At 56.6% G+C, this 20,940-nt stretch carries 21 protein-coding genes; 12 read left to right on the top strand and 9 right to left on the bottom strand.

Annotation, left to right across the window (positions count from 1 at the left end; genetic code table 11):
• Positions 1-35: 35 nt before the first annotated feature.
• The 5 genes from D6851_RS04935 (at position 36) to D6851_RS04915 (ending at position 3,288) form a co-directional block, all read left to right on the top strand.
• Entirely contained in the window at positions 36-410 is a 375-nt protein-coding gene (locus tag D6851_RS04935) for a hypothetical protein (RefSeq protein ID WP_120323764.1), read from the top strand.
• 61 nt (positions 411-471) lie between these two features.
• Entirely contained in the window at positions 472-732 is a 261-nt protein-coding gene (locus D6851_RS04930; RefSeq protein WP_120323763.1) for a zinc-finger domain-containing protein, read from the top strand.
• Positions 733-837: 105 nt separating this feature from the next.
• Positions 838-2,262 (top strand): metalloprotease TldD, encoded by a 1,425-nt coding sequence (gene tldD / locus D6851_RS04925; RefSeq protein WP_120323762.1) that lies wholly within the window; start codon positions 838-840, stop codon positions 2,260-2,262.
• A gap of 70 nt (positions 2,263-2,332) precedes the next feature.
• Entirely contained in the window at positions 2,333-2,728 is a 396-nt protein-coding gene (locus tag D6851_RS04920; RefSeq protein WP_120323761.1) for a hypothetical protein, read from the top strand.
• Positions 2,729-2,733: 5 nt separating this feature from the next.
• Positions 2,734-3,288, top strand: a complete 555-nt coding sequence (locus tag D6851_RS04915; RefSeq protein ID WP_120323760.1) for a DUF924 family protein — start codon at positions 2,734-2,736, stop codon at positions 3,286-3,288.
• Positions 3,289-3,318: 30 nt separating this feature from the next.
• Here the strand turns inward: D6851_RS04915 and D6851_RS04910 are convergent, their stop codons facing one another.
• The 3 genes from D6851_RS04910 to guaA form a co-directional block, all read right to left on the bottom strand.
• Positions 3,319-4,296, bottom strand: a complete 978-nt coding sequence (locus D6851_RS04910) for a zinc-binding dehydrogenase (protein ID WP_120323759.1) — start codon at positions 4,294-4,296, stop codon at positions 3,319-3,321.
• Positions 4,297-4,416: 120 nt separating this feature from the next.
• Positions 4,417-4,659, bottom strand: coding sequence for a YrhK family protein (locus D6851_RS04905; RefSeq protein WP_120323758.1), 243 nt, complete (start codon positions 4,657-4,659; stop codon positions 4,417-4,419).
• 13 nt (positions 4,660-4,672) lie between these two features.
• A complete protein-coding gene (gene guaA, locus D6851_RS04900; protein ID WP_120323757.1) occupies positions 4,673-6,247 on the bottom strand; it encodes a glutamine-hydrolyzing GMP synthase in 1,575 nt (524 codons plus the stop codon).
• A 169-nt stretch (positions 6,248-6,416) separates the two neighbouring features.
• Between guaA and D6851_RS18180 the strand changes: the two genes are divergently transcribed.
• Together D6851_RS18180 and D6851_RS04895 are read left to right on the top strand one after the other, a co-directional pair.
• Positions 6,417-6,539 (top strand): hypothetical protein, encoded by a 123-nt coding sequence (locus D6851_RS18180; protein WP_274379043.1) that lies wholly within the window; start codon positions 6,417-6,419, stop codon positions 6,537-6,539.
• Positions 6,540-6,870: 331 nt separating this feature from the next.
• Complete coding sequence (locus tag D6851_RS04895; RefSeq protein ID WP_120323756.1) at positions 6,871-7,182, top strand: UrcA family protein; 312 nt, start codon at positions 6,871-6,873, stop codon at positions 7,180-7,182.
• A gap of 72 nt (positions 7,183-7,254) precedes the next feature.
• Here the strand turns inward: D6851_RS04895 and D6851_RS04890 are convergent, their stop codons facing one another.
• Positions 7,255-7,953 (bottom strand): ZIP family metal transporter, encoded by a 699-nt coding sequence (locus tag D6851_RS04890; RefSeq protein WP_120323755.1) that lies wholly within the window; start codon positions 7,951-7,953, stop codon positions 7,255-7,257.
• A 121-nt stretch (positions 7,954-8,074) separates the two neighbouring features.
• Between D6851_RS04890 and gyrB the strand changes: the two genes are divergently transcribed.
• On the top strand, positions 8,075-10,558 hold the full coding sequence (gene gyrB, locus D6851_RS04885) for a DNA topoisomerase (ATP-hydrolyzing) subunit B (RefSeq protein WP_120323968.1): 2,484 nt from the start codon (positions 8,075-8,077) through the stop codon (positions 10,556-10,558).
• Between the two features lie 68 nt (positions 10,559-10,626).
• Here the strand turns inward: gyrB and D6851_RS04880 are convergent, their stop codons facing one another.
• Positions 10,627-11,655 (bottom strand): alpha/beta hydrolase, encoded by a 1,029-nt coding sequence (locus tag D6851_RS04880; RefSeq protein ID WP_120323754.1) that lies wholly within the window; start codon positions 11,653-11,655, stop codon positions 10,627-10,629.
• A 260-nt stretch (positions 11,656-11,915) separates the two neighbouring features.
• The gene (locus D6851_RS04875; RefSeq protein WP_120323753.1) at positions 11,916-12,440 is read right to left on the bottom strand and encodes a MarR family winged helix-turn-helix transcriptional regulator; all 525 of its coding nucleotides are present in this window, start codon (positions 12,438-12,440) and stop codon (positions 11,916-11,918) included.
• Positions 12,441-12,591: 151 nt separating this feature from the next.
• On the opposite strand from D6851_RS04875, the gene D6851_RS04870 reads away from it, so the two are divergent.
• On the top strand, positions 12,592-14,355 hold the full coding sequence (locus D6851_RS04870) for a bifunctional metallophosphatase/5'-nucleotidase (RefSeq protein ID WP_120323752.1): 1,764 nt from the start codon (positions 12,592-12,594) through the stop codon (positions 14,353-14,355).
• 96 nt (positions 14,356-14,451) lie between these two features.
• Here D6851_RS04870 and D6851_RS04865 read toward each other — a convergent pair whose 3' ends face one another.
• Positions 14,452-14,937 (bottom strand): hypothetical protein, encoded by a 486-nt coding sequence (locus D6851_RS04865; RefSeq protein ID WP_120323751.1) that lies wholly within the window; start codon positions 14,935-14,937, stop codon positions 14,452-14,454.
• A 246-nt stretch (positions 14,938-15,183) separates the two neighbouring features.
• Between D6851_RS04865 and D6851_RS04860 the strand changes: the two genes are divergently transcribed.
• The 3 genes from D6851_RS04860 to D6851_RS04850 are packed head-to-tail and all read left to right on the top strand — an operon-like array spanning position 15,184 to position 19,007.
• Positions 15,184-16,686 (top strand): sensor histidine kinase, encoded by a 1,503-nt coding sequence (locus D6851_RS04860; protein ID WP_238473945.1) that lies wholly within the window; start codon positions 15,184-15,186, stop codon positions 16,684-16,686.
• A gap of 3 nt (positions 16,687-16,689) precedes the next feature.
• Positions 16,690-17,457, top strand: a complete 768-nt coding sequence (locus D6851_RS04855) for an ATP-binding cassette domain-containing protein (protein ID WP_120323749.1) — start codon at positions 16,690-16,692, stop codon at positions 17,455-17,457.
• Positions 17,454-19,007: an ABC transporter permease/substrate-binding protein gene (locus D6851_RS04850; protein ID WP_120323748.1), complete on the top strand. Its 1,554-nt coding sequence runs from the start codon at positions 17,454-17,456 to the stop codon at positions 19,005-19,007. The genes D6851_RS04855 and D6851_RS04850 overlap by 4 nt, the downstream gene beginning before the upstream one ends.
• Here the strand turns inward: D6851_RS04850 and D6851_RS04845 are convergent.
• Positions 19,004-20,056, bottom strand: a complete 1,053-nt coding sequence (locus tag D6851_RS04845) for a class I SAM-dependent methyltransferase (protein ID WP_120323747.1) — start codon at positions 20,054-20,056, stop codon at positions 19,004-19,006. The two genes, D6851_RS04850 and D6851_RS04845, sit on opposite strands and share 4 nt — an antisense overlap.
• The gene (lgt, locus tag D6851_RS04840) at positions 20,053-20,916 is read right to left on the bottom strand and encodes a prolipoprotein diacylglyceryl transferase (RefSeq protein ID WP_120323746.1); all 864 of its coding nucleotides are present in this window, start codon (positions 20,914-20,916) and stop codon (positions 20,053-20,055) included. The genes D6851_RS04845 and lgt overlap by 4 nt, the downstream gene beginning before the upstream one ends.
• Positions 20,917-20,940 lie beyond the last annotated feature (24 nt).

Below are 20,940 nucleotides of genomic sequence, written 5' to 3'. Positions count from 1 at the left end.
AAACACCCACACACTCTCCCGATGACAGGTGATCAATGCCAGTATCTAAACGCAAGCACCGCTTTTGTGCCGCCATACTGGCCGGTCTGAGCCTTGCTCTTGCCGGTGCAGGTATTGCGCAGGAACACCGCACATCGCAACGCGATCAAGCGGACTGCTATCTCGTTTCCGACAATGTTATGCGAACCAAGGGGCCAACCGGTTCACTGCGAGCACAGCAGGTGCGAAACTATTATCTGGACCAGCTCTCCAGTTCGATGGGAGCATCTCAGGCACAGCGCTTCATCGCGAGTCGAGAACATGTTATGGAAAGCGATCCGCAATATTATAATGATCCGGAAGCTTTGGTGGCGGATTCACAGCAAATGTATCGGCATTTTTGTCTGCCTGGCTACCATCCGACCGAGTGAGTCCGGGCTTCACGCGACATGACATATTGCGGGAATCATCGCTTGGCGGTAAGAACGAGGCATGACCGACGTGCCTGAAACAACCATTGTCGAAACCCACCGTGTATGGTGTGACGGTTCCGGCTCGATCCGCCCCGGTGCAGGATACAAGCCTGCTGCTCTCGGCCATCCCCGCGTCTATATGGAAATTGACGAAAAGGGTTATGTCGAATGCGGTTATTGTGATCGTCGCTTTGTGCTCAAGGGCAGCCCGGCCGAACACGGCATTCACGAATTGCAAGCCGGCGACCTGCCGGAACCTGGCGATGCAAGCGTCGCCTGAAAGGTAATGGCGGTCCGGTCTTTGCGGAGTGGTGAGCCTGTGTAGCAGAGCCTCTTTCTACAGACGATCTTTCCCCGGAGAACCTATCAGCCTATAGCGTAGGTCATGACACAATCCGATCCGCGCGCTTTTCTCTACACAGAGGATAAACTTTCTCCTGACGAAGCTCAGCGTCTTGCCTCCCGGACACTGGCAACCTGCGATGACGGGGAGCTTTATCTTCAGTTTTCCGCCAGCGAAACATTTGTGTTCGATGACGGGCGGCTGAAAACCTGCGATTATTCGCGCGATGCCGGTTTTGGTCTGCGTGGCGTCACGGGCGAAACGACTGGCTTTGCCCATGCCAGTGATCTCAGTGCGGCCGCTATTGCCCGCGCGGGAGAAACGCTGAAGCTGCTCGATCCGACGACAGCGAAACGATCCGCTCCGCCGCGCGCAACCAATCGCCATCTTTATACTGACCAGTCTCCACTCGACCTCATTCCCTTCGCAGACAAACGCGCGCTTCTCGAAAAAATCGATGCGGCGGCCCGCGCCCGCGACCCTCGCGTTGCCCAGGTAAGCGCCTCATTGGTGGGAAGCTGGAGCGTGATCGAAATCGTCCGCCCGGATGGTTTTGTCGCCACCGATATCCGCCCGCTCGTCCGACTCAATGTCAGCATTGTCGCGGAAAGCAATGGACGGCGCGAGAGCGGCAGCTTCGGTATGGGCGGGCGCTATCTCTACGATCGCCTGTTCGACGAAGCGAACTGGAACCGTGCAATCGACGAGGCGCTAGCACAGGCTACAGTCAATCTCGAGAGTGTAGCTGCACCTGCTGGTGAAATGACCGTTCTGCTCGGTCCGGGCTGGCCCGGTGTCTTGCTTCACGAGGCAGTGGGCCACGGGCTGGAAGGTGATTTCAACCGAAAAGGGACCAGTGCTTTTTCCGGCCGGATAGGTGAACAGGTTGCCGCCTCGGGTGTGACTGTCGTGGATGACGGTTCAATCGCTGACCGGCGCGGATCACTCTCGATCGACGACGAAGGCACACCAACAGGCGAAACAGTGCTGATCGAGGATGGTGTGCTCAAAGGCTATATGCAAGATCGCCTCAATGCCCGGTTGATGGGTGTGGAAGCGACCGGCAATGGCCGACGCCAGAGCTATGCTCATGCACCTATGCCGCGCATGACCAACACCTTTATGAAGGCAGGCAAGGATGATCCTGCCGAGCTCCTGTCCGGCATGAAGAACGGAATCTTTGCCAAGAGTTTCGGCGGTGGTCAGGTCGATATCGTATCGGGCAAATTCGTCTTTTCCTGCACTGAAGCCTACAAGGTGGAGAATGGCAAGCTGGGTGCACCGATCAAAGGTGCCACCCTGATAGGCGATGGTCCCTCAGTGCTGACCCGCGTGATCGGCATCGGCAATGATCTGGCACTTGATGAAGGTGTCGGCACTTGCGGTAAAGGCGGTCAAAGCGTTCCGGCAGGAGTCGGCCAGCCCTCTCTTCTGGTGAACGGCCTGACCGTCGGCGGAACCGGTTGAACGGCCTGTCGTTGAGTCAGAACAGATTAACCCCTGTTTGCTAGACTATGCTCCTCGTTAGGAGGTTATCATGAAGAAATTGATCCTGGCTCTTGCTGGTGCGTCCATGGCGTTATCCAGCACTGTCGCTTATGCCGAAACCCAGAAAGAAAAGGGTGAGGCCCGTCTCGCAAAAATGCTTGAAGGACGAGAGGCGGGGGAACCGCGAAACTGTATTTCCACGCCTATTCAGGATCGCTTGCAAATCATCAATCAGACGGCAGTCGTGTATGATGCTGGCAAAACCATTTATGTTGCCCGCCCCGACCGGCCGGAAGATCTGGATGACCGGGATATTTTCGTGTTCAAGCGGTTCGGCAGCCAGCTTTGCCGGCAGGATGTCATCCGTACGGTTGATCGCAGCAGCGGTTTCCCTACCGGCTTTGTCTTCCTGAGCGACTTCGTTCCTTATACCAAGAAGGACTAAGCTGCATGACCGCCCCGCATCGCCGCTGGGCGAGAGAATTGCTGCACTTCTGGTTCCATACACTCAAACCGTCGGACTGGTTTCAACCAGCTCCGACGGTCGATGCCGAGCTACGCAAGCGCTTCGAGCCTGACTTGCTGATGTTGTGGAATCGTCCTGCACACGAGTTTCTGGGTAATGCGCAGACCGCTCTGGCAGCCGTGCTGCTGTTCGATCAGGTGCCTCGCAATATTTATCGCGAAACGCGGCGCAGCTTTGCCTTCGATCCGCTCGCCCGAACAATTACACGCCGGGCACTGGTCGATCGTTACGATCTGACCTTACCGCGGCAGCAACGTCACTTCCTTGCCATGCCGCTGATGCATAGTGAATTTATTGCCGACCAGCTCTGGAGTCGCGAGTATTTTACCGGTCTTGGCCGCAACTATGGCATGCCCCATGCCCGCTCCCATTACGCAATGATAGCTCGCTTCGGGCGATTCCCTCATCGCAACAAGCTGCTTGGCCGGATCAGCACACCAGCCGAAAAGCGTGCGATAAAAGCCGGCTTCGTCTGGTAAAAACCGGGAGACCGTTGAAGCACCGGCATATCACGGCCGAATGAGTATCTTTCCGCCCCTGGCTTTCTCGCGTGCAGCTTTCACGGCTTCGCCAATCCGATCCAGAGAATATATATTTCCGGTTTGCAGGGTCACGCTTCCCTCGCTCAGCAGTTCCACCAGTGCGCCAATCGACTGCCTGAGCTTTTCAATTGGCATGGTTTCCAGCATTTTTCCAAGCCAGAAGCCTTTTACCTCTGCTTGTTTCATAATCAGATCGCGAGGCGATAATTGCAGCGCTTCACCGGACATCGCACCGAAACTGAGAAACAGGCCGTTGTTCGCCATAAGATGTAGCATCTGACCGGCGAGATCACCGCCCACACTATCGATGATGCCGGTGATGGGCTCACCATCGACAATTTCGGCAACACGATCCGGCCAGTCTTCACTGGCCGTCACCACTGCATTACCGATACCCAGCTCTTCCAGCTCCGCAACGGCATGTTCCCGACGGACGAGATTCACCACCCCGATACCCCACGCCTTGCCGAGCTGAGCCACAACTTTGGCCACTGCACCGGTACCGCCACTCTGCAGGATCCAGTCGCCCTTCTTCGCACCCAGTGTCTCTATCGCAAATAGCGCGCTCAACGGCATAGCCAACATTTGAGCCGCCGCTTCATCAGCAACCGTATCTGGCAAAGGAACCACATAGTCCGCCTTGACCGTAAAATACTCTGCCCATGTTCCGCTGGTAAAACCGGTAGCCACCCGCATGCCGGGCTTCAGGTTGCCAACACCTTCTCCAACCTTGTCGATCACACCCATGGCTTCACTGCCACCAATCGCCGGAAGCTCCGGCTGGTAGCCGTAATTACCGCTAACAAGGCTCAGATCGTGATTATGAATGACGGCAAGCCCTGTGCGCACTCGGACTTCATCGGCACCGGGTTCGGGCATTTCGGTTTCAGCAGCACTGAGAACTTCTGCAGGGTCACCAAATTCGTCAAAAATGGCAGCTTTCATGGCAATTCCTTTCGCTGCCCCAATGGACCATTCTTACAGATGTTCCGACCCAAAGCTGTTGAAAGCTGTTGACGGTCAGGCGGCAAACGAAACAAACGGACCAGCTGTCCACCTCCACCCTCACGATGCAGGTGGCGAGCGCCGTTCGCTACTATCGAAAAACTTGACGGCCAGATCTCCCGCCGCACCGACCAGCATAAGCAAAGACCCGCCGATAAACAGCCAGACGCCTGCAGTTTTCCAGGCTTCGAAATCAGGCAGAAAAAAGATGCTTCCAATAAAGAAAGCGCAATTGCCGACCAGACCAATCGTGCCGTGAATCCAACCGTAATCCTTTACGATCAGTCTCAACAGTTCGATCAATAGTTGCTCCCTTTTACTCCCACTCAATCGTGCCGGGCGGCTTGGAGGTGTAGTCATAGACAACACGGTTAATGCCCTGCACTTCATTGATAATTCGGGTGGCCACCCGGCTAAGAAAGGCTGAATCGAATGGGTAGACGTCTGCCGTCATCCCGTCGGTCGATGTCACTGCGCGCAAGCCGCATACGCTGTCATAGGTGCGGCCATCGCCCATTACGCCCACTGTCTTGACCGGGAGCAACACCGCAAAAGCCTGCCATATCGCGTCGTACAGGCCGGCGTTACGAATCTCTTCTAGATAGATCGCATCGGCTTTGCGTAAAATATCGCAACGCTCCTTGGTGACTTCACCTGGAATGCGAATCGCCAGACCCGGCCCGGGAAAGGGATGACGGCCGACAAATATTTCGGGCAGCCCCAGTTCACGCCCCAGATCGCGCACTTCATCCTTGAAAAGTTCGCGCAAGGGTTCAACCAGCTTCATATTCATTCGCTCGGGCAAACCACCCACATTATGGTGGCTCTTGATCGTCACCGAAGGACCGCCGGTAAAGCTCACGCTCTCGATAACGTCGGGATAGAGTGTACCCTGAGCGAGAAAGTCAGCTCCGCCAATAGCCTTTGCTTCCGCTTCGAACAGATCGATAAAGGCTTTGCCGATGAATTTACGTTTCTTTTCCGGATCCGTGACGCCGGCAAGCCCGCCGAGAAATTCTTCTTCGGCATCCACATGCACCAGCGGAATATTGTAATGGTCGCGGAACAGAGTCACGACCTGTTCGGCTTCGTTCATCCGCATCAAACCATGATCGACGAAGACGCAGGTGAGCTGTTCGCCTATAGCTTCGTGAATCAGCACCGCCGCCACCGCGCTGTCGACCCCGCCGGAAAGGCCGCAAATGACCTTACCGTCACCCACCTGTTCGCGGATTTCCTGAATCTTCGTCTTGCGAAACTCTGCCATGCTCCAGTCTCCGGCGAGACCGCAGACATGGCGCACGAAATTGGCCAGCAACCGCCCGCCATCAGGCGTGTGGAACACTTCAGGGTGGAATTGCGTGCCGTAATAGCGTCGTTCATCATCGGCGATCAGCGCGAAAGGCGCACCATCGGATGTGGCAACGATCCGGAAGCCCGGTGCAAATTCGGTGACTTTGTCACCATGGCTCATCCAGACCTGATGACGTTCGCCGACCTTCCACAGACCGTCAAACAACACACATTCATCGCTGACTGTCAGGAAAGCACGGCCGAATTCGCCACCGTCGCCTGTTTCATGACCGGGCCGCACTTCCCCCCCCAGTTGATGGGTCATCACCTGCTGTCCATAGCAAATGCCAAGGATCGGCACGCCGCTATCAAACAGGATTTGCGGTGCGCGCGGGCTCCCCTCGTCACATACCGAAGCAGGCGAGCCGGACAGGATAATGCCTTTCGGCTGCATCCGGTTGAAGGCGTCTTCCGCCTGCGTAAAGGGTGCGATTTCGGAATAAACACCTGCTTCACGCACACGACGCGCGATAAGCTGGGTCACCTGGCTGCCGAAATCGACAATAAGGATGGAATCGGGAAGATGTGCTGCGTCCATGCCAGCCCCGTTAAGGTTCCTGTTCGAGCCTGTCCAGACGGCTTGGACACCTGATCCCGACAAAGCATAGAGAACTTGCAAAAGGTGCAACAAGTTTGACCTTTTTGTCATTTGAATATTGCCGGACTGCACAGCATATGCAGCCTCAAGAAACAGAAAAGACCCACGGATGACCGGGAAGGTGCCCAACATATTTATGGAGGACACCATGCTCATCTTCGCAAAGCGCTTCATCGACATGTTCATCGCCGGAGCCTCACAGCGCCCCCTGATGATGAACTGGCCGATCTGAGCAGATCTGCAAGTATATGAAAGGCCGCCTTACAGGGCGGCCTTTTTTATGAGCGGTTTGCAAACGGACTCATCTTGCATCCAATTTTCCGCTGCAGCGACATAAATGCTCCTTATTTTGAGCATGTTTCGAGATGATCGAAAACCCATAAGAATATGTTTTAAAACACTATTTTTCAAAATAGAGGTAGAGTTGCACGTTTTGCAACGACTTTGGCATATTTCGCATTTGTGCGCAGCAGCCTGTCCATGCAGGATACATTTCAAAGAACAACGAAAACAATTCGGGATGACCAGAGAAAGGCGGCTGAAACCTATTGGAAGGACATCTTATGCGTAAATTCACCCTCCCTGTTTTCGCCGCTGCCTGCTTCGCTGCCATTGCCACACCGGCAGCCGCAGCAGAAGTGACAGTTCGCGTTGACGTTGCCGATCTCGATCTGACAAATCCGGCCGATATTGCTGTCGTTAAGGGCCGCATCGCTGAAGCAACCGATAAAGCCTGCCGCAACAAGGTAGGCAGCCCGCTCTTCAACGCGGCCGCATTTGAGGACTGCAGCAAAGCCAGCACGCAGCTCGCTTTCGAACAGCTCGAAAAGCGTCAGGCACTGGCCTCTGCTGAACTCAAGGCAAAGCGCACCTGAGATTATCGGCACCATAATTGAACAGACATCGGGCGTTCTTCCACGGAAGAACGCCCGCTTCTCATTTTCAGCCTAACGTAATTCACCAAGCCATAGGGCCAAAATGAGGCCAAGGGCCGTAGCAATTCCGGCGAGATGGCGATCTTCGCGATAGGCCTGGGGAAAAACTTCAGTGGCAAGGCTGGCCACAACCGCACCTGCGGCGACACAGCGAATCGCTGCCAGCGTTCTTTCTCCCGCATTTTCCATCGATAAAAACCCAATGAGGGCTGCGGCCGACAAAATGAGAGCAGTCAACGCCCAGATACCTAGCACCCGCCAGCCGGAACGGCCTTGCTGCACCATCAAGCGCGCACCTCCGGCCGCTTCAGGAAGGTTGGACAGGAAAATCGATCCCGCCAGCGCAGCCACTTCCGTCGGCCCTGCACCAATCAAAGCCACACCCAACGCAAGATTTTCCGGAATCCCGTCGAGCGAAAGCGCCGCCAGCAGCCCGCCGCCTGAATCGGGGCCCCATTTCTCGTCGATCAGATAGTCGACAAAAGTAAAAACCGCCGCCCCAACAGCAACACCGCCCAATGCCACGATCGCCGAACTGCGCTCCACCGACGGTTCGATCAGCTCTGTCACCAGAGAGAGCACAAGCGCACCTCCTGCAAGAGCGATCAGAAAACCCCGCAGCCTGTCGGGCAAATGGCCAAACGAGCCCCATGCCGCACCGAGAAGTAGGGCGCCGGAGACCACTATTATCACAATTACAGTCATCATCATCGAAGTCTTATGGCCCCCTTCTTGCCCTCTATCGGTCTTTTTCCGCCTCTCAGGCGCATTTGGCTGTGGATGAGAGCAAGCAAAGCTTCCTTCACGCGCTTGCCATGCTTATATGTCACGCATGGCAGAAACACCTGAAACCCCGGCACACACCAACGCCTATGGCGCGGATTCGATCAAGGTTCTCAAAGGGCTGGATGCAGTCCGCAAGCGCCCTGGCATGTATATCGGCGATACCGATGATGGTTCCGGCCTTCATCACATGGTCTTCGAAGTCTCCGACAACGCAATCGACGAAGCGCTGGCCGATTATTGCGACCTTGTCCTGATAGAACTCAACCCGGACGGTTCCGTCTCCGTGGAAGATAATGGCCGCGGCATTCCGGTGGATATGCATAAAGAGGAAGGTGTCTCCGCCGCTGAAGTCATCATGACCCAGCTTCATGCGGGCGGGAAGTTCGAAAATACTTCAGATGATAATGCTTATAAGGTCTCGGGCGGCCTGCATGGGGTGGGCGTCTCGGTGGTGAATGCGCTTTCCGAATGGCTTGAATTGACTATCTGGCGCGACGGCAAAGTTCACTGGATGCGGTTCGAGAATGGTGACACCGTGGCCCCGCTCGAAGTGCAAGGCGAATGTCCGCCCGAGAAGACGGGCACGCGAGTCACATTTCTGCCTTCGACCGAAACATTCAAAAACGTCACTGAATTCGATTTCGAAAAGCTGGAGAAACGCTATCGCGAACTCGCTTTTCTGAATTCGGGCGTCCACATCCTGCTACGCGACCGCCGCGGGGAAGAAATTCAGGAGCATGATCTGTTTTATGAAGGCGGCATTGCAGCCTTCGTACAATATCTCGACCGGAACAAGCAGGCGATGATCCCCGCACCGATCGCCATTTCCGCAGAGAAAGACGGAATCGGTATCGATGTGGCGCTCGAATGGAACGATTCCTATTACGAAAATGTTCTGTGCTTCACGAATAACATTCCTCAACGCGATGGCGGTACGCATCTCGCAGCGTTTCGCGCTGCGTTAACCCGCACCCTCAATGGCTATGCCGATCGTTCGGGCCTTCTGAAAAAAGAGAAGGTATCGCTTTCTGGCGAGGATATGCGCGAAGGGCTGACCGCAATCGTCTCGGTCAAACTGCCCGATCCCAAATTCGGCAGCCAGACAAAGGACAAGCTGGTCTCATCCGAAGTACGCCAGCCGCTCGAAAGTTTGATGAGCGACAAAATGAGCGAATGGCTGGAAGAAAACCCGGCCGACGCCAAAAACATCATCCAGAAAGTCATCGATGCGGCAGCGGCGCGCGAAGCAGCACGCAAAGCCCGTGAGTTGACCCGCCGAAAGGGGGCGATGGATATTGCTTCACTGCCCGGCAAGCTGGCCGATTGTCAGGAACGCGATCCGGCCAAGTCCGAACTCTTCCTCGTCGAAGGGGATTCAGCCGGCGGATCGGCCAAGCAAGGGCGTGACCGCAAGACGCAGGCTATTCTGCCGCTCAAGGGTAAGATTCTCAATGTTGAACGTGCCCGGTTTGACCGCATCATCGGGTCCAAGGAAGTCGGTACGCTGATTCAGGCAATGGGCACTGGCCTGCGTGACGAATTTAATCTCGACAAGCTGCGTTATCATAAGATCGTCATCATGACCGACGCCGATGTCGACGGGGCGCATATCCGGACATTGCTGCTCACTTTCTTCCATCGGCAAATGCCGGAAATTGTAAAAGCCGGGCATCTCTTCATTGCCCAGCCGCCGCTCTATAAGGTGGCCAAAGGCCGATCCGAAGTCTATCTCAAGGATCAGGCAGCCCTCGACCGTTATCTGATCGATGGCGGCTTGCAGAATCGTATTCTGGAAACCAAAGACGGTGCACGGGCCGGCGCCGATCTGGTAACGCTTGTGGAACAGGCCCTGCGTCTCAAGAATATGATGGCGTTCATTCCACGCAAATACGATCCGGCAATTGTAGAATCGCTGGCGCTGGCAGGCGCGTTCAAGCCCGAACAGGATCGCGCCGGGCTGGAAGAAGCCATTGCGCTCGCCGCCCGGCGGATGCAGGCTGGTGACACCGAAGCCGTATGGACTGCCGAAGTCGAAGAGAGCGGTGCCGTCAGGGTGGATCGTTTATGGCGCGGCGTGCGCGATGTACGCCGCATCGAAGCGGCATTCCTCACCGGAGCCGAAGCCCGCAAGCTGCATTCGATCGCTGCGCCGCAGGCCGAAGCTTATGAAGCCCCGTCACGGCTTGTGCGCGGCGACGCGGAAACCGAAACACCTGCGGAAGGCGAAGATATCGAAATCAGCGCCAGCGATGACGATGCCATCATTCGACCGACCCAGCTGGTCGAGGCGGTTCTTGCTGCGGGTCGTAAGGGCTTGTCGATTCAGCGTTATAAAGGTCTTGGCGAAATGAATGCCGAGCAGCTTTGGGAAACGACGCTCGATCCCGAAAACCGCGCTCTTTTGCAGGTGAAGGTTGAAGATGGCGATGTGACGGACGAGATTTTCACGCGGTTGATGGGTGACGTAGTGGAACCGCGCCGCGATTTCATCCGCGAAAACGCGTTGAATGTCGCTAATCTCGATATCTGATCGCATCTTACGGGGAAATACTCATCGCCTGTAGGCTATACCGCTATACAGGCTTACAGGTGATGACATTATTCAGCGCTATTAGCTGCGTCCACGAGGTTAGGACGAGCAGCCAGAATTAACGCCGGCAGCAAAGAGGCCTGCATCATCTCCCCGTGACTTAGTTCGGGGAAGCGACGGTAATGAACATCGGCTCCGGCTTTGCGCAATGCTGTGACCACCTTTTCCATCACATTCGGCATAGGAGATCGGCCGCGGCTGGTATCCGGCAAGCGAGGAGCATCACCGGAAGGGCTAAACTGGTGCCGTCTGGTTTTGCGCTGCTGCAAGCGAGACTTGTCACTTCCCGCCGCACTATGACCCGCACCGCGCATCACCCTTACGCTCTTACCGGACAAGCTCCCCTGAGATGTCGCAAGGAGGTCGTCTACCAGTTCTCCGTCATGGTACCATAGAGACGGATCACCCGCGACATAGGCCTGATAATCGGCGGGATGCGCATGCAGCATATAAAGGGTGAACAATCCTCCATAGGAATGCCCCCACAAGGTTTGCCGTTGGCGGTCGATCTGCGCAAGTTGTTCTACACGCGGCTTGATTTCTCGTTCGATCAGCTTCGCGAAGGCGTCCGCTCCGCCACCTGGACGTCCGCGGACAATCGGCGTGATCGGCTGGCCATCCTGCATAACCGGCGGGGTATAATCCAATGCGCGCGACATCGTATCGACGCGCGCATAGGTGTCATAACCAAGCGCCACTAGAACAGGCGCGGACAGAATATCCAGCGCCTCGAGGGTGGATTCGTCGATCAGTCCCATCGCCGCATTGCCATCCACCATGTAAAGAACAGGGAAGCCCCTGGGCGGTGCGGCGCGTTTCGGAATGCCGATCTGCACCCAGTAATGACGCTTGCCATCCTCGGAATCGAGCTTGAAGGACGTAAAATCATACAGGGCGCTACCCCGATTTACGATCGTGGGACCGACAGCGCGTTCGAAAGGGGAGTGACCGACTGGCGTACCGGCAGGTGGAATATCCTCTGCTGGGGCAACGCTGTTGTGAGCCGATGCCGGATGCCCTGCCGACAACCAGAGCATGAGACAGATGCCAAATATGAGCGTAAAAAGTCTGCCGGAAATCACGATATACCGCTCCCTTTCAACCGGCCCCTATATCTTTTTGATACCGCCATGCAATATCATCAAGATCAGTCATTGGGCAGAAAAGAGTGGGAGCAGTTTTCTGCATTGGTCAACGTGCGGCATCGGCTAAGAGGCGCTCTACACAGACCGCAAACATGGTTGCGGGAGCGATGCCGCCTCTCCTCTGATGGCCAGATCATTTCAGAGGGCCATATTTACCGTTCTATCGCAGGGAGGCCGTGATCCAGCCGGTCGAGAATTTCTTCAAAAAATGTATTGAACATTTCGACCTGCTCCTCGGAATAACCCTGTAACAGGCGCATGCGCAAATCGTCAGCTATGCCGAGAATGTCTTCCAGCGCCGCCTCACCCTTTTCGGTCAGACGCAATTGCTTTGTCCGCCGGTCGCGCGGATCGGGCAGACGCTTGACCAGCCCGTCTTTTTCCAGCGTATCGAGCATTCGGGTCAGGGTAGGTCCTTCGATACGCAAACGGCGCGCAATATTAACCTGAGCCTTAGGCTCAGGTGCATTCATGATAGCCGCCATGGCTTCCATCCGCGCCGAACTCTGATTGATCCGCCGCAAATGTTCATCCAGTAATCCGCGCCAGCGCCTTGCGGCGAGCACCATATAAATGGTGAAACGAATTTCAGAGGTTGTATTGCCTTCGCGATAATTGGGGAACCTGCTTGCATCCTCTTGAGAAGTCTGCTTGCCGGTCTTGGGAATATTGCTCATGCGCGTTTCGAGTCCAAACCTAGAATTATCCTCCCCATTTAATTTGTTACGTCCCTATCGAGGGTCTTCCCCCCGGGGAAGCCCCCAGTAGAAGAAAATTACACTCTCATTTTAATTCTTTGCCAGTCCCCCAGCAAAACGGCCCCGATCCATGCGTCTTTTCCCTTTGATTTTACCTTTCTTCGCTCTGCTCGGCGCTTGTGCCAGCATATCGCAAGCCCCGGCTCCGGCCGCTCCCTCAGCAAAAGCGCCCGAGCCGGTGGAAGTGGGGATCATTGCGCTGAACGATTTTCATGGCGCGCTTGAACCGCCTAAACTGGCAATCCCCGTTACATCCCGGAATGGTAGCAAGGTCCTGTTGCCCGCCGGCGGAGCTGCATGGCTGGCCGACGCCGTGAAAGAGTTGCGTGCCCATTATCGCTATAGCCTGACGGTTTCGGCCGGCGATCTTACCAGTGCATCGCAACTGGCATCTTCGCTCTTCCTCGATGAACCGAGCGTAGGGGTCATGAATCGCATCGGGCTCGACTTTAACGCAGTGGGCAATCACGAATTCGACCGCGGATCGAAGGAATTGTTACGCCTGCAAAATGGTGGGTGCGAAAAGAACAGTCTGCGCCAGCCCTGTGCAGTTGAAGACCATTTTCCCGGCGCCTCCTATCGCTATCTCGCCGCCAATGTGGTGAGACAGGATGGCTCGACGCTTTTTCCGGGCACGGCGCTGCGTCAATTCGGTCATGGTGCCGAACAGGTCACCATCGGTCTGGTGGGGCTGACACTCAAAGGTACGCCCGCGCTGGTTTCGCCCGGCGGTGTAAAGGGCCTTACCTTCACGGATGAGGCGGATACGATCAATCGCGCCACTGCATCGCTGCGCCAACGCGGTGCCGATGCGGTGATTGTGCTGATCCATCAGGGGCTCGATCCGGCGGAAGACAACGATCCCAATAGTTGCGACGGCGCTGCCGGGGGCCTGCTGCCGATCGTCAACCGTCTCAATCCCGGCGTGGACCTGATCGTCTCAGGCCATACACATCGCGCCTATATTTGCAAATTACCGCAGGCCGGGAGCGACAGGAAGCTGCTTGTCACCAGTGCCGGTAAATATGGTACGATGCTCACCGATATTCGCCTGAAGATCGATCCGCGCTCAGGCATAGTGCAATCGCGCTCAGCACATAATGTGGTGGTTCAGTCCGAAGCCTTCCGGCAGGGCGACACATCTTATCCGGTCCATGCCGCCTTCCCGCATTTCACACCGGACCAAGCCATTGCCGATTATGTAGGCCTTTACACTGCAGCGGCCGACCGCTTCGCCTCTCGCAAGGTGGGCCAGCTCGCGGGTGTCGCCGAAAAGGAGGAAGGGCATCCCGATCGCGGCGGAGCGCTGGGCCGGCTAATCGCCGATTCCCAGCTCGCGGCCACGCGTGATGCCGGAGCCCAGATCGCTTTTATGAATCCATTCGGTATCCGGGCCACCCTTGCTCCGGCCGAGGACGGATCGGTAACCTTCGCTGACATTTACAAGGTTCAGCCATTCAATAACCAGCTTATCACTGCGACTTTTACCGGCGCACAGCTGAAACGTCTGCTCGAACAGCAATTCGATGCCGAGGGTCCACCGCAGATTCTCTCCGCCTCACAAGGTTTCCGGTTCACCTATGATACGAGCCGCCCGGAAGGCGAGCGAATTCTGTCCATGTCGCTCAATGGTCAGCCTGTCATGCCGCAGGAGACCTACCGCATCACGAGCAACAGTTTTTTGGCCGGAGGCGGGGACTTCTTCACAGTATTCACCGAAGGAGGCGATCCTACCATCGGTGTGCAGGACCTGGTGGCGCTCGAACAGTGGCTGGATATCGATCATCCGCGCCCGCTTCCGCAGGAACCCCGCGCTATCAACGCAGATGAATGAACCGGCCGCAAGCTGACTTCCTTCGCGTTGACCGTAAATAGAAGGCTCATGCCCGATGACGGGCATGAGCCTTTTTCCAATTGCATCAAACCGAAATCAATTGGCTGTATCTTCAGCGGCTTCTTCCACCTCAGCGGCCGGATCGTAATCCTTATCGCGCGAATACATGGTTGCTTCGCTCACCTCGGTCAGCGGCGTATCGGCGCTTTCCATCCGATAGATAGCGCCCGTTCCAACGGCAAAAATGGCCGACTCGCCATTGAAATCTTCCAGCTGCACCCGGCTGCCATCCTCCATCCGGGTATAAGAGCCTTTGACAATATTGCCGTCACCAGGATCATATTCATACGTATCGTCGCCATTCAGCGTGATATGGGCGATGCCCCCGTCCTCGGTTTCCTTGCTGTATGTGCCGGGATATTCGATCGTAGTAAGCGAATTGACCGGAATGGTCGGCAAAGTCACCGGCACATCTGCCTCAACCGGTTCCGGTGTCGCTTCATCGGCCGGTGTTGTTTCTCCGCAAGCGGACAGAGCAACAGCCAATGGCGCTGCAATCAGAACAGGAATGATTTTACGCATCACAAAATCTCCTTGTTATGGTCGAGCCAACTCTTCGCGCATAGACAGGCGCGCGTCAAACGCCGTTAACCGCAAATCGAAGGCAGGCAAAGCGGCGCATATTCTACAATCGTTGTGTGATTCGAAAACGATACAGGTTGAGGAAAACAAACCGATACAATGAAACAAAAAGGGTACAAACCACCAGTCCCCCTTTTAATCTTTTGGTTTTCAGGTAATTTCGCCGCGTAACGCAGGATACATGATTTGAAGACCGTCTTTCCCTCCCCCGCATCTTCCCCCCTTCCTCCCGTCCAGACGGGCACAGCCGAAGGGGAAAAGCAACGTATGCATCTGATGGAGATGTATGGACTCGAAGCGCTGGAAGATGACCCTGAGCTGGCACAAATCGTTCAGTTCGCGTCCCGACTTTGTGACGTACCCATTGCGCTGGTCAGTCTGGTGGAAGAAGAAAGACAACGCTTTATCGCCCGTCAGGGACTGGCTACGCGCGAAACACCGCGAAGTTCTTCCTTCTGTGCCCACGCCATGTTGCTCGGTAGCATCATGGAGGTGCGAGACGCCACGCGGGATGAACGTTTTCATACCAATCCGCTGGTCACAGGCCCGCCCAATATTCGCTTTTACGCCGGGCAGCCCCTGCGCTCACCCGAAGGTGTGCCGCTGGGAGCACTATGTGTGATCGATTCGCAGCCAAGACCTGAAGGCCTGACCGAATTTCAGCGAGAAGGGCTGGCTGTTTTGGCCAATGCCGTGATGCGACGGCTCCGCTCACGGCGCGAGACCCTCGCCGCCCGGCGCGAACTGGAATATAGTGAAAGCCAGTTTCAGGCGATTGCCGACTCGATCCCTGCCATTGCCTGGTCCGCCGACACGCAGGGCAATTTCGACTATTTCAATCGCCGACTGATCGAATTCACCGGCTTCGGGCCGGATCGCACGACTATTCATCCTGACGATTTGCCCGCCGTGCAGGAAAAATGGGCTTCCTCATTGAAGACAGGCGAAGCTTTCCAGAGAGAATTGCGACTGTTGCGCCATGATGGCGAATATCGCTGGATGATGGCCCGAATCGTGCCGGTCCATAATTCACGTGGAGAAATTATCCGCTGGTTCGGCACGGCTGTCGATGTAGACGAAATTCATCGCCTGTCCGAAAGCCGGGATTTACTGGCGAAAGAATTATCTCATCGAATCAAAAACATATTTGCTGTTGTCGCTGGGCTCGTATCACTTTCCGTCCGGCGTCAGCCAGAACATAAGGCCTTCGGCGAGGAATTGATCCAGACTATTCGTGCATTAGGCCGCGCGCATGACTTCGTTCGCCCGGCCACCGATGCGGTCAGGGATAATCTGCGGGGTCTGCTCGAAGAATTATTCGCCCCCTACGGCACGGGCGATCATGCCCGTATCCGCATTTCCGGCGATGAAGTGCAGATCGGATCACGGGCAGTCACCCCGCTTGCGCTTGTCTTTCACGAACTGGCGACCAATTCCGCCAAATATGGCGCACTCTCGGTAGAAGAAGGCTCGGTGGAACTCGAAATCCTCGAACAGGGCGACATGGTGGCTTTGCTATGGCGTGAGAAAGATGCTCCGCCGGGCGATTTCAAAGGCTCTACGGGTTTCGGATCGCGTCTGATCGATACCAGTGTGGCGGGGCAGCTGGGCGGATCGTGGGATCGGCGCTGGGAAGATGATGGACTGTTTGTCGAACTTCACCTGCCCAAAACGGCTCTCGCCCGTTAAGGGATGGCGGCAGGCGACCGCCCTTTCCTTCGCTTCGACAGCGTAACCCGGCAGTTCGGTGAAACCACCGCTGTTGCCGGTGTTACACTCGATATCCGGCAAGGCAGCTTCGTTGCCCTCGTGGGTGCTTCGGGATCGGGCAAATCAACGCTGCTCAAAACCGTCAATCGACTTATCGAACCGACCGCTGGCACAGTACTTCTCGAAGGAAAGGACGTGGCAGGTTCTCAGCCATCGCGGCTGCGCCGCAGGATCGGTTATGTCTTTCAGGGTGTCGGTCTGTTCCCGCATATGACAGTGGCGGAAAATATCGCCATTGTCCCGCGGCTGGAAGGCGAGAAAATCGGCCACGGTGCAATCGCTCGTCTGCTTGAACTGGTGGAACTGGAGCCGGCACTAGCCCGGCGGAGGCCGGATGAATTGTCCGGTGGACAACGCCAGCGTGTCGGTGTGGCACGCGCGCTGGCCGGCAATGCCCATCTGCTGCTGATGGACGAACCGTTCGGCGCACTCGATCCGATTACGCGCGACGCGCTGGGCCGAAGGGTGCGCGACCTTCATCAGGAACTGGATTTGACCACTATTATGGTGACCCACGATATGGCCGAAGCTCTGCTTCTGGCCGATCGCATTCTTGTGATGGATGCCGGCATGATCGTCGCCGATGCGACACCCGCCCAATTGCTTGCCGGGCAAGGGGGAAAGATTGCGCAGGCACTGGTCGCCGTTCCGCGCGAACAGGCGCAGGCGCTGGCAGATCTGACGCGATGAGCGATCTGATCCTCGCTCTTTCCCGTCTGGGAGGCCCGCTGGCCTCGCATGTGCTGCTCAGTGCTTCTGCTATTGCCCTTGGCACATTGATTGCTTTGCCGCTTGCTATCTGGGCCAGCCGCGCGCCCCATATCGCCCGTCTCACGCTGGGTTTTGCCAGCCTCATTCAGACAATTCCGGCGCTTGCCCTGCTTGCCCTGTTTTTCCCCCTGCTCCTCGCTCTGCGGGGCCTGTTCGGGCAGGGCTTGCCAACACTGGGCTTCCTTCCTGCCTTGCTGGCTCTGACACTTTATGCCCTGCTGCCGATCCTGCGCAACGCGGTCACCGCACGTGCCAATATGGATCCCGGTATACTCGAAGCCGCCGATGGCATGGGGATGACTGCCGCGCAGAAATTACGACTGGTGGAGGCACCGCTGGCCGCGCCTTATATCATGGCCGGAATCCGTACCGCCGCGGTCTGGACCATCGGCGCCGCTACGCTGGCCACCACTATCGGGCAACCCAGTCTCGGCGATCCGATATTCGCTGGATTGCAAACCCAGAACTGGGTTCTTGTGCTCGCCGGATGTATTGCTTCTGCAGCCCTCGCCCTCATCGCCGATACGCTTCTGGGACTGGTCGAACGCGGCTTTGCCATCCGCAAACCTCTGCTGGTCTGGATCGGACTGAGCTTAGCGCTGGCCGGAATAGCAGTGGCGGGCTGGAGCAGTAGAGACACTGGCGAGCGGGACACGATAGTGGTGGGTGCGAAGAACTTTTCCGAACAATTTATTCTCGCCCGTTTGATCGGACAGCGCCTCGAACAGGCGGGCTACAATGTCGAATATCGCGAAGGTCTCGGATCCGCCGTCATCCACACTGCGCTCACCAGCGGAGCCATCGATGTCTATGTCGATTATGCCGGTACGCTCTGGGCCAATCAGATGGAGCGGAAAGAAACACCGGCACGCAGCCGGATGATCGCCGAAATCGCCAAATGGGAGAAGGACAGCACCGGAACCCGCATGCTCGGAGCGCTCGGTTTCGAAAATGCCTATATATTCGCCATGCGGCGGGAACGGGCACAGGAACTGGGAATCCGTTCGCTCACCGATCTGGCGTCGCTATCCTCACGCCTCAATGTCGGGGGAGATGTGGAGTTTTTCGAACGACCCGAATGGCATGCCGTGCGCGATGCCTATGGGCTTAACTTTGCGCAAATTCGCAATTACACAGCAACATTCATGTATAATGCGCTGCAAAGCGGGCAATCCGATGTGATTGCGGCCTTCTCTTCCGACGGCCGCATTGCCGCAGACCATCTGACCGTTCTGAAAGACCCGAAAGGCGCCTTACCTGCCTATGATGCCCTGTTGCTCATTACGCCCCAGCGCGTGCAAGAGAAACGCTTCGTAAATGCACTGCGCCCGCTGGTCGGAGCCATTCCGGTTTCCCGGATGCGCGAAGCCAATTATGCGGTCGACCGCAAGGATAACAAGCTTTCTCCGCGTGAAGCCGCCAGACAACTGGCCAAAGACATCGAAACTGGAAACAGCACCGGCAGCTAAGCCTTAAAACCTGCCCCCCGCGGCCAGCCCGGCGCAGCCAGGCCCATTACCTTGAATAACCGGCCCATCTGATCATCGCCAGTCAACCGGTCCTTTGCCACCTGCAGGCTCTCCCGATGCGCGGGCGACCGCCGCGCAAGCGCTTCAGCACGATGATCGATACCCATAGCCCGCAGCCATTCGCCCTGTGTCGTAACACCCAGACAATCACCGCCTCTATGGGCCACAATGTCACGCAAAGTCGCAAAGTCCACCAGCGCTGTGAGGTCGGCTTCACCCGGCATGGCAAAAGGATCGACCTTCCGATGCGCATGCACCGCCTGAAGAGTAGAACCTGTCTGCACCCGATCATAGCCATAATCGATCAGCAGAGCGGCCCCACCCTGCTTGTCAAGCCGCTGGACGACTTCCTCCATCACTGCGGAAGCGCCGGGACACACTTCGATAATCGTTCCCTCTTCGGCCTTGCGGCGCTCTTCCGGAAGAGCTGCATCCATCGGGTTCTGTCCGGCTACACAGATAAAGGATTCCTTCTCCAGCGCCACCATGCGTTCGCGCCATCCGCTTTCGGTCTTCACCAGCTGTCGAATGGGCAACGCATCGAGAAATTCATTGCCAGCCATTAGCAAAGGCGCATCATCGGGCAGAGACGACAGATCGTCATGGAACTGCGCATTGGGCAAAAGGCCGCCCTGAGCGGTCCGCAAAGCCGCCGAGCCTTCAACGAAATGCACCTCAGGTGATAGTCCGTATTGCCCCATTGCGCGTAACGCATCCCTGGCCAGCGTGCCACGCCCGGGCCCCAGCTCGACATAATGTACCGGTGCAGGTTTGCCCGCGCGCATCCAGATATCGACCAGCCACAGGCCGATCAGTTCGCCGAACATCTGGCTGATTTCAGGCGCGGTGATAAAATCGCCCTGCCCGCCCAGCGGGTCTTTCCCCGCATAATAGCGGGCATTCGATTCCCCCATATAATGCTGGATGCTGATCGGCCCCGTGCGGGTAATCAGCCGGCGAAAGGTCTCGGCAAGCGGCTGTTCGCTCATGCCTCGTCCCGTTTGGCTCCACTGGCAATCGCCGGACGTGAAAGCGACCAGATAATCAGTGCAATTCCCAGAAGAATCAGTGGAATGGTCAGCCATTGCCCCATATTAAGCCCGCTGCGGGCAGCGAAATCGGCCAGCTGGGCATCGGGTTCACGGAAAAATTCCACGGTGAAACGCGCCATAGCGATGCCGGTCACGAAAATGCCGGTCAGCAGGCCGGTACGGAAACGGGCGCGGCTGAGCCAGAAGGTTAGCAACATGATGACCATCATCAAAAAACCTTCCAGCGCTGCTTCATAGAGCTGGCTGGGGTGGCGCGGCAGTGGCCCTGCCCCCGGAAAGATCATCGCCCAGGGTACATCCGGCCCGGCCGGGCGTCCCCATAATTCACCATTGATAAAATTGGCGATGCGTCCGAACATCATGCCGAACGGTACGTTCACGGCAATATAGTCCGCCACGCGGATAAAAGGCAGCTTTCCGCGCCATGACACATAGGCCATGGCGATTACCGTACCGATCAGCCCGCCGTGAAAACTCATACCGCCATGCCACACGGCCACCAGCGCCGCCGGATCGGTCCACAGATCGGGTTCGTAAAATGTGGCATAGCCAAGCCTGCCGCCGAGAATTACACCCAGCGTACAATAGAAGAACAGATCGTCCACATGGCGCTGGGCCATAGGCGCGCCGGGGGCCTTTATCATGCGCCCGAGATGCCAGTATGCCAGCAGGATTCCCGCAAGATAAGCGAGCGAATAATAGCGCAAGGTGAAAAAGCCGAGATCGATACCGGGCCGCAAGCCCAGATCCGCCCAGTGAATCGCATCACTGCCGCCGGCGGCGAGAAATTCCATCATAGACCTTGCCTTATATCCACTGTC

This window comes from Altericroceibacterium spongiae (genome assembly GCF_003610805.1).
Lineage (GTDB): Bacteria > Pseudomonadota > Alphaproteobacteria > Sphingomonadales > Sphingomonadaceae > Altericroceibacterium > Altericroceibacterium spongiae.
Note: the sequence above shows the minus strand (reverse complement) of the source record. Positions and strands in the feature narration are given on the sequence as shown.